General features: G+C 42.1%; 7 protein-coding genes, 2 tRNA genes and 2 pseudogenes. 7 read left to right on the forward strand and 4 right to left on the reverse strand.

Features of this window, described 5'->3' with window-relative positions:
* Positions 1-6: 6 nt before the first annotated feature.
* The gene (locus tag AB6D80_RS18465) at positions 7-597 is read left to right on the forward strand and encodes a cupredoxin family protein (protein ID WP_372189235.1); all 591 of its coding nucleotides are present in this window, start codon (positions 7-9) and stop codon (positions 595-597) included.
* A gap of 112 nt (positions 598-709) precedes the next feature.
* The gene (locus tag AB6D80_RS18470; RefSeq protein ID WP_122046300.1) at positions 710-1,195 is read left to right on the forward strand and encodes a hypothetical protein; all 486 of its coding nucleotides are present in this window, start codon (positions 710-712) and stop codon (positions 1,193-1,195) included.
* 161 nt (positions 1,196-1,356) lie between these two features.
* Here the strand turns inward: AB6D80_RS18470 and AB6D80_RS18475 are convergent, their stop codons facing one another.
* From AB6D80_RS18475 to AB6D80_RS18485, 3 genes are all read right to left on the reverse strand, one after another.
* A complete protein-coding gene (locus AB6D80_RS18475) occupies positions 1,357-1,614 on the reverse strand; it encodes a hypothetical protein (protein ID WP_004731488.1) in 258 nt (85 codons plus the stop codon).
* 317 nt (positions 1,615-1,931) lie between these two features.
* Positions 1,932-2,006: transfer RNA gene (locus AB6D80_RS18480), tRNA-Gly, on the reverse strand.
* 38 nt (positions 2,007-2,044) lie between these two features.
* A tRNA-Gly gene (locus AB6D80_RS18485) sits at positions 2,045-2,119 on the reverse strand.
* Between the two features lie 524 nt (positions 2,120-2,643).
* Here AB6D80_RS18485 and AB6D80_RS18490 point away from each other — a divergent pair.
* The 5 genes and pseudogenes from AB6D80_RS18490 (at position 2,644) to AB6D80_RS18510 (ending at position 5,952) form a co-directional block, all read left to right on the forward strand.
* Positions 2,644-3,807, forward strand: a complete 1,164-nt coding sequence (locus tag AB6D80_RS18490) for a threonine/serine exporter family protein (RefSeq protein WP_009845522.1) — start codon at positions 2,644-2,646, stop codon at positions 3,805-3,807.
* Positions 3,808-3,984: 177 nt separating this feature from the next.
* The gene (locus AB6D80_RS18495) at positions 3,985-4,323 is read left to right on the forward strand and encodes a zinc ribbon domain-containing protein YjdM (RefSeq protein WP_004731484.1); all 339 of its coding nucleotides are present in this window, start codon (positions 3,985-3,987) and stop codon (positions 4,321-4,323) included.
* A 99-nt stretch (positions 4,324-4,422) separates the two neighbouring features.
* Positions 4,423-4,846, forward strand: a pseudogene (locus AB6D80_RS18500) (N-acetyltransferase).
* A 47-nt stretch (positions 4,847-4,893) separates the two neighbouring features.
* The gene (locus AB6D80_RS18505; protein WP_372189236.1) at positions 4,894-5,388 is read left to right on the forward strand and encodes a GNAT family N-acetyltransferase; all 495 of its coding nucleotides are present in this window, start codon (positions 4,894-4,896) and stop codon (positions 5,386-5,388) included.
* A gap of 93 nt (positions 5,389-5,481) precedes the next feature.
* Positions 5,482-5,952 (forward strand): GNAT family N-acetyltransferase, encoded by a 471-nt coding sequence (locus AB6D80_RS18510; RefSeq protein WP_372189237.1) that lies wholly within the window; start codon positions 5,482-5,484, stop codon positions 5,950-5,952.
* Between the two features lie 47 nt (positions 5,953-5,999).
* Here AB6D80_RS18510 and AB6D80_RS18515 read toward each other — a convergent pair.
* Positions 6,000-6,095, reverse strand: a pseudogene (locus AB6D80_RS18515) (helix-turn-helix domain-containing protein); the annotation flags it as partial.
* Positions 6,096-6,145 lie beyond the last annotated feature (50 nt).

Raw genomic sequence — 6,145 nt, forward strand, 5'->3', positions numbered from 1 at the left:
ACGATCATGAAAAAGACACTTATTGCGATTGCACTGATGTTAACTACTGCAACGGCTTTTGCTGAAATGGACCATTCGAATATGGACCACTCAAATATGGATCACTCGATGATGAAGAGTGGAGAGATGAATCATTCAAAAATGGATCACAGCATGATGAAGGATGGAAAGATGGACCATTCGAAGATGATGAATATGGATGGAATGATGAATATGGAAGGCATGTCTGAAGTGGGTATGCCTGCGACAGGCGCAAAGCCGGATAAAGTGGTTCATGTCTTACTAAGTGATGATATGAAAATCACATTCAAAAATAAGGTCGATATTGAGCCGAACGACGTGGTGCAGTTTGTTGTGATGAACACGGGCAAGATTGACCACGAATTCTCGATTGGTTCTGCCTCAGAGCAGCTAGAGCACCGTGAAATGATGAAAAATATGGGTAATCACGCTCATGACTCGGGCAGCACAGTTACAGTTAAGCCGGGCAAAGCGAAGCAATTACTGTGGCATTTCCATGGTGATAATCAAGTCGAATTTGCCTGCAATATTCCAGGACACGCGGAAGCGGGAATGGCGAAGTCGATAACGCTATAAGGTGATACACAAGCCATATCTAGTTCAAAGGGATGAGTGCTAGGTATGGCTACCTTGTTTTAGTGCTATTTAGGTATTAGCTTTAAAAGACTATGGGAATAGGAGTTTAAGGATGAATAAGACAGTTCTAGTACTTGCAGTAACGTGTGCTTTAATAACGTGGTCGACCCACAGCATTGCTGCTAAACCTGAGTGGGCTGGTAAAGGTAAGCCCGATTTAGAAGAAGTGAAAACGCTCGCTGAGGCTAAAAAAGTTGAAGGCGAAATTGATGATCGTGAGAAGCAGCTTGATTCAATGATCGAAGAGAAAAATAAGAAAGCGAAAAAAAGTAAGAACAAAAAAGATAAGCAGAAACTAGATAAAGAACTCGACGATTTGGAAGACGAGAAAGAAGCCCTCGAAGAGAGTAAAGAGAAGCTCAAAGATAAGAAAGAAAAGCTTGAAGATGATATGGATAATGACGAAGAAAAGTCGGGATTAGAAAAGCAGAAAGACAAGAAAGCGGAACAAGAGCGTAAAGAAGAAGGAAAAGGGTCAGAGAAAGGCCAACAGCAGCGTGAAGAAAACAGCAAAAAGTGGTGGAACTTCTGGGAGTAATACGAGGGCGTTACATCACCAACTCATTTCAACCTATCAGCACAGCTTTGTGTGGCAGCTAAGTCATTGGTTAAACATTGTGACCAGTTAAAGATAAGTCTCAACCTGTTCAGGAATACATGAACTAACTTGTATTGGCTGAGGCTTATCTGTAGTTAGAATCACTGTAGCAAGATAGAAGTTTCAAGCAGGTGGTGTGCTTCGCCGCTCAGGTGCGGTAGCTCTGCCATGATCTTTTTAAACTTGTCGTCGATTGACTCTGCTTCATTCAGCGATCGAAAAGCCAGTACAGCCTGTTCAGGCTCGCTGTTCACATAACCTTTCAATGTATCTAGCTGAATTTTATTGGCATTTTCAACTTTTGCTAAAGCGACATTAATTGCTTCGATGTTAATTGTTAACTCATTGCTTTTAAACATTTTTTATTATTTATGGGTTGTTGCTAATGCGCGCACATTAACACAATGATTTTTGCAGATATTGACCAAGATTATTAAATTGGAACAATTTTGAAAATCGTTAAAAGCTAGACTGCAATATGTAATGGGAAAGGTTTAAGAAATTCGAAGCGATTTAAGGAGTTAATAGCGCTAGCTGCTTAATTAGCGTTGGTTGGTTAGACTTAACAAAATGGGTTTAAGCTATATGGATTAATGCTTATAGGTTTAACGAGCGGAGAAGTTTTTTGAATAGGGTATCGCTGGAAGAAAACACGTAACGAAACATAAAGAGGAATTGGAGCGTGCAGCGGGAATCGAACCCGCATCATCAGCTTGGAAGGCTGAGGTAATAGCCATTATACGATGCACGCACACTGTCTTAAGAGTAAGACTGAAGCATCAAGAAGACTGGAGCGTACAGCGGGAATCGAACCCGCATCATCAGCTTGGAAGGCTGAGGTAATAGCCATTATACGATGTACGCACATCGTCTTAACGAGTTTGATAATGCCACATCTAACTGAAAACGAAACCTTTTTCTTTCATTTTTATTCTAAGTGCTCGCATAACCACCACTCCGCTAGTTTTTCCATCATGTTCGGCGCTTTTAGAGTGAATAAAATGTGACTAAACTCTCGTTAAACGTAGGGCGAGAAACAACAAAGAACCCTCCACTCTTTCTAAGACCCATTCAGTTGGATTTATAAACCTATTTTAGTGGTGTTTTCTCATCATAAAATCAACATAAATACAGGCAATTTGACCGTTAACATAAACTGATTTCCATTCGTATTTTGATGCCCAATAATAACAATCTGGATGCATTGTTTTAACTTGCCAGTCTGCCAAAGTATTCATCAAGCGAATCCGAAGCGGGTGGAGTTATAGGCTCCTCTAAGCGTTCGAAGGAAAAAGTAACGAATTTAGTTGATAATTCATGCAAAACTCTCGTCATTACGTCTATCGTTTGGTACATTTGCCGCACATTTTGTCTCCCCAAAAATTCCCATGCCTTCTCAGTTCCGAATTAACAAAATTGTTGAAATTGGTGACACTCTTCATCGCAGTGGTTGTGCTCCTTACAAGCTAGAGAAATACACCCAATTCTATGCAAAAAAGCATGGTGTTGATGTGATGATCCAAGCAACGCCAACCGCGATTAATTATCAATTTCCAGACGATAACAACGCCGTTATTCTTAAACGTCTAAAGCCTGCTTCGATTAACTTGAGTTTGTTGGCCAATACCATCATTCGTATTAACCAACCGAGCAGTGAGCCTGTGCCAGAGCCTGTCGGTTACTCTAAACTTGTGACGGCACTGGCCAATATGGGTATTCCGCCAGCGTATCTGATGCTAATTGGCAGTACGTTAGAAGCCGTTGGCTTTTCTGCATTACTGGGTTTGATGGTTTGGGTATGCCAGCAAGTTCTTCATTCACGTCGCGCTATTGCGGTTGAATTCATCTCGGCACTATTAACGGGTATCTTCGTGGCATTTTTGGCAAGCACAGGGTTGCCGATCCCGGTGTGGGCGTTATGTATCGCTTCGATTGTCTTGTTTGTCCCCGGGTTATCCATAGCCAACGCACTAGAATGTTTGGCGTTTAATGATCTCGTCTCTGGTACCAGTTTGTTAGGGCAGAGCGCATTAACCCTGATAAAGCTGTTTGTCGGGATTATCATGGGTCTTAATATTGGTGAAGCGATATGGGGACAAGCGGTCTCCATTGACTATACGAATGCGGTTCCGACATGGATGCACATATCTGGTTTGGTGTTGATCTCGGTGTCGATTGGTGTGATGTTCAATGCGCGTCCTAAAGACATCTTACTTGGCTTGCCAGTGGCAGTTCTGGGTATGTGGGGGCCATTCTATCTTGGTTTTGATAGTGGCTGGGTTGTCGGTACTTGGGTTACGACGGTTCTTATTACTTTGTACGGGACTTGGATTGCCAAGAAGATGGAACTCACGGGCTCTATTTATATCGTGCAAGGGATCATCATCTTGGTTCCGGGTAGCCGAGTATTAGTGAGTGCTAGCCAGTCGGTGTTTGAACAATCGATTTTGCCTATTCCGAGTATTGGTTTATCGGCGTTATTCATGTTCTCTGCAATCGTGGCTGGGCAAATCACCGCTTACTCGATTTACTCACCAAAAGTCGAACGTTAAGCCGTTCTGCTTCTCAACTTTTTAAACAAACACAGCTTAGCGGCTGTGTTTGTTCGTTTTAGGTACTGATCTTTTTACGACAATTAGCTCTCCGTAAAACTTGTTAGATTTATGCTCGCTAAGCCTGACAAGAGTCATTAAAATGGAACAAATTCTATTTAAATGAAGTATTAACGTATGTCTCTACCTCCTTGCCCGCAATGCCAATCTGAATATGTCTACCCAGACCAAAACAACCTAATCTGCCCTGAGTGTGCCTATGAGTGGAACCCAGAAGAAGAGCGTTTAGAAAGAGAAGCCGCGCGTGTTAAGGACGTAAATGGCGTTGTATTGGAAAGTGGCGATAAAGTTACCTTCATTAAAGATCTAAAAATTAAAGGCAGTTCTTCTGTACTGAAAATCGGCACTAAAGCGGTAATCAGACGAATAAATGAAGGCAAAGATCATCAGTTAGATTGCAAGCTTGATGGTGGTGGTGAAATGCTCGTTACAGCGAAGTACGTTAAGAAGCAGTAACCATTGTTTCAAACAATTGTCGTAAATCTTCAATAAGTTTAAGTCGCTTCTCGGCATACTGATTCGCATATTGAACCGCAATAATTTCAGAGAATTAAGATGATCAGAGAATACCGTCCAGCCGATATTGAAACCGTTTTAGACATTTGGTTAACCGCCTCGATCAAGGCGCATGATTTTGTGGCTCCTGAGTTCTGGGAGTCGCAAGTTGGTAATATGCGCGACCTATATAATTCCTGCATCACAGACCTATGTGTACCAAGTCAATGGTGAGGTTCGTGGCTTCTATTCACTTTACGAAGAGATACTAGCGGCGATCTTTGTCAGTACAGAACATCAAGGCAGTGGTATTGGTAAGCAACTAATCCAACACGCGAAGCTTGAATGTCCGAACTTGTCTTTAAATGTATATAAAGAAAACCAAGCGACGATTGAGTTCTACTTGTCCCAAGGTTTTTCTATTGTGAGCGAACAATCTGATGAGCATACCGGACACCAAGAATACACCATGCACTTAGCTTAGACTTGATCGCTAAATCCGAAAGAGCAGTAACTAGGAATCGAAACTATATGGACATGGTCAAAGCTGATATTTCGCACTCAAGAGCCTTTCATCGCTATGTGAATGCTTGCTCTGAGGATGGGTTAGATATTTATACAGGTATTTCTGACAGTAGTGATGCGTATTTAAAAAGGCGAGTCGCTTATTCAAAAGGTGAGGAACTGCCAGAAGGTTGGACGCCTGCTTCTACTTATTTTTGTTTCGAGTCTGGACGTATTCTTGGAGTGATAAGAGTTCGTCATGGCACCAGTCCGTACATTCACGATGTCATAGGACATATCGGCTACGAGACTTTGCCACAAGCGAGAGGGCGGGGTATCGCAAGTCATATGTTGTCTTGGGTTCAACGGCACGTATTGTCCGAAAGCGCTATTATTACGTGTGAGAGGGGCAATATAGCTTCGCAAAAGGTGATTGAGAAGTGCGGTGGACAATTCCTGAATACCTTTTACTCGGAGCAAGATAAACACGAAGTCTTACGTTACCAACTAGAACCAAAATGAACATTAAAGCGTGGCATTTTTGGGTTTTATCGGGGTTACTATGTCCCGGTTTGAGCGAAAGTGAAGCCATAGCCAATTATTGTTGGAGGTATTTTGAAGTATTCGACAAGGCCCGCTCAGTCATCAGATTACGAATTTCTGTTCGAGCTTAAGAAGGCCGCTGAATTTGAGCCGATCAAAGCTGTATTTGGTTGGGATGAGCAAGTTCAACGAGATATACATGCCGAAGAGTGGGCTGAAGAACGGCCCGAGATCATTGAATATCACGGCAAAGCGATTGGTAGTGTTTTGCTGCAAGATAAAGGCGACCACTTCTATTTTTGCCGATTTTTCTTGCTGCCTGAGTATCATGGAAAGGGAATTGGTAGCCAAGTACTGAAAGATTTCTTAACTAAAGCTGATTGCTTAACCAAGGCTGATAGCCTCAATAAGCCTGTCGAACTATGCTATTTACAAGGCAATCGAGTTGGAGGTTTGTATCTGAGGTTTGGATTTGAAATTACTTCGCAGAATGACCAGTTTGTTTATATGTGGCGGTCACCTGGCCAACATAGCAGATGTTAGATATAGCCTTTTAAAGTTATAGAGCAAATAGTTTTATATCAATGTAACTAAGTCTTAATCGCTATGTCTTGTGGCGGCACACCGAAGGTTTTCTTAAAAGCATTGGTGAAATTAGAAGGGTGCTGATAACCCGCTTCATAGGCCAACACCTATCATTTAAGGTGTTTAGATCGCACAGTGTAGCGAGTCTTAC

Source organism: Vibrio sp. 10N.247.310.17, assembly GCF_041466605.1.
GTDB lineage: Bacteria > Pseudomonadota > Gammaproteobacteria > Enterobacterales > Vibrionaceae > Vibrio > Vibrio tasmaniensis_A.

What these genes read in the sequence shown, in the direction of transcription:
- AB6D80_RS18465 (WP_372189235.1), top strand. Translation starts at nt 7, where the DNA reads ATGAAAAAGACACTTATTGCGATTGCACTGATGTTAACTACTGCAACG.
- AB6D80_RS18470 (WP_122046300.1), top strand. Translation starts at nt 710, where the DNA reads ATGAATAAGACAGTTCTAGTACTTGCAGTAACGTGTGCTTTAATAACG.
- AB6D80_RS18475 (WP_004731488.1), bottom strand. Translation starts at nt 1,614, where the DNA reads ATGTTTAAAAGCAATGAGTTAACAATTAACATCGAAGCAATTAATGTC.
- AB6D80_RS18490 (WP_009845522.1), top strand. Translation starts at nt 2,644, where the DNA reads ATGCCTTCTCAGTTCCGAATTAACAAAATTGTTGAAATTGGTGACACT.
- AB6D80_RS18495 (WP_004731484.1), top strand. Translation starts at nt 3,985, where the DNA reads ATGTCTCTACCTCCTTGCCCGCAATGCCAATCTGAATATGTCTACCCA.
- AB6D80_RS18505 (WP_372189236.1), top strand. Translation starts at nt 4,894, where the DNA reads ATGGACATGGTCAAAGCTGATATTTCGCACTCAAGAGCCTTTCATCGC.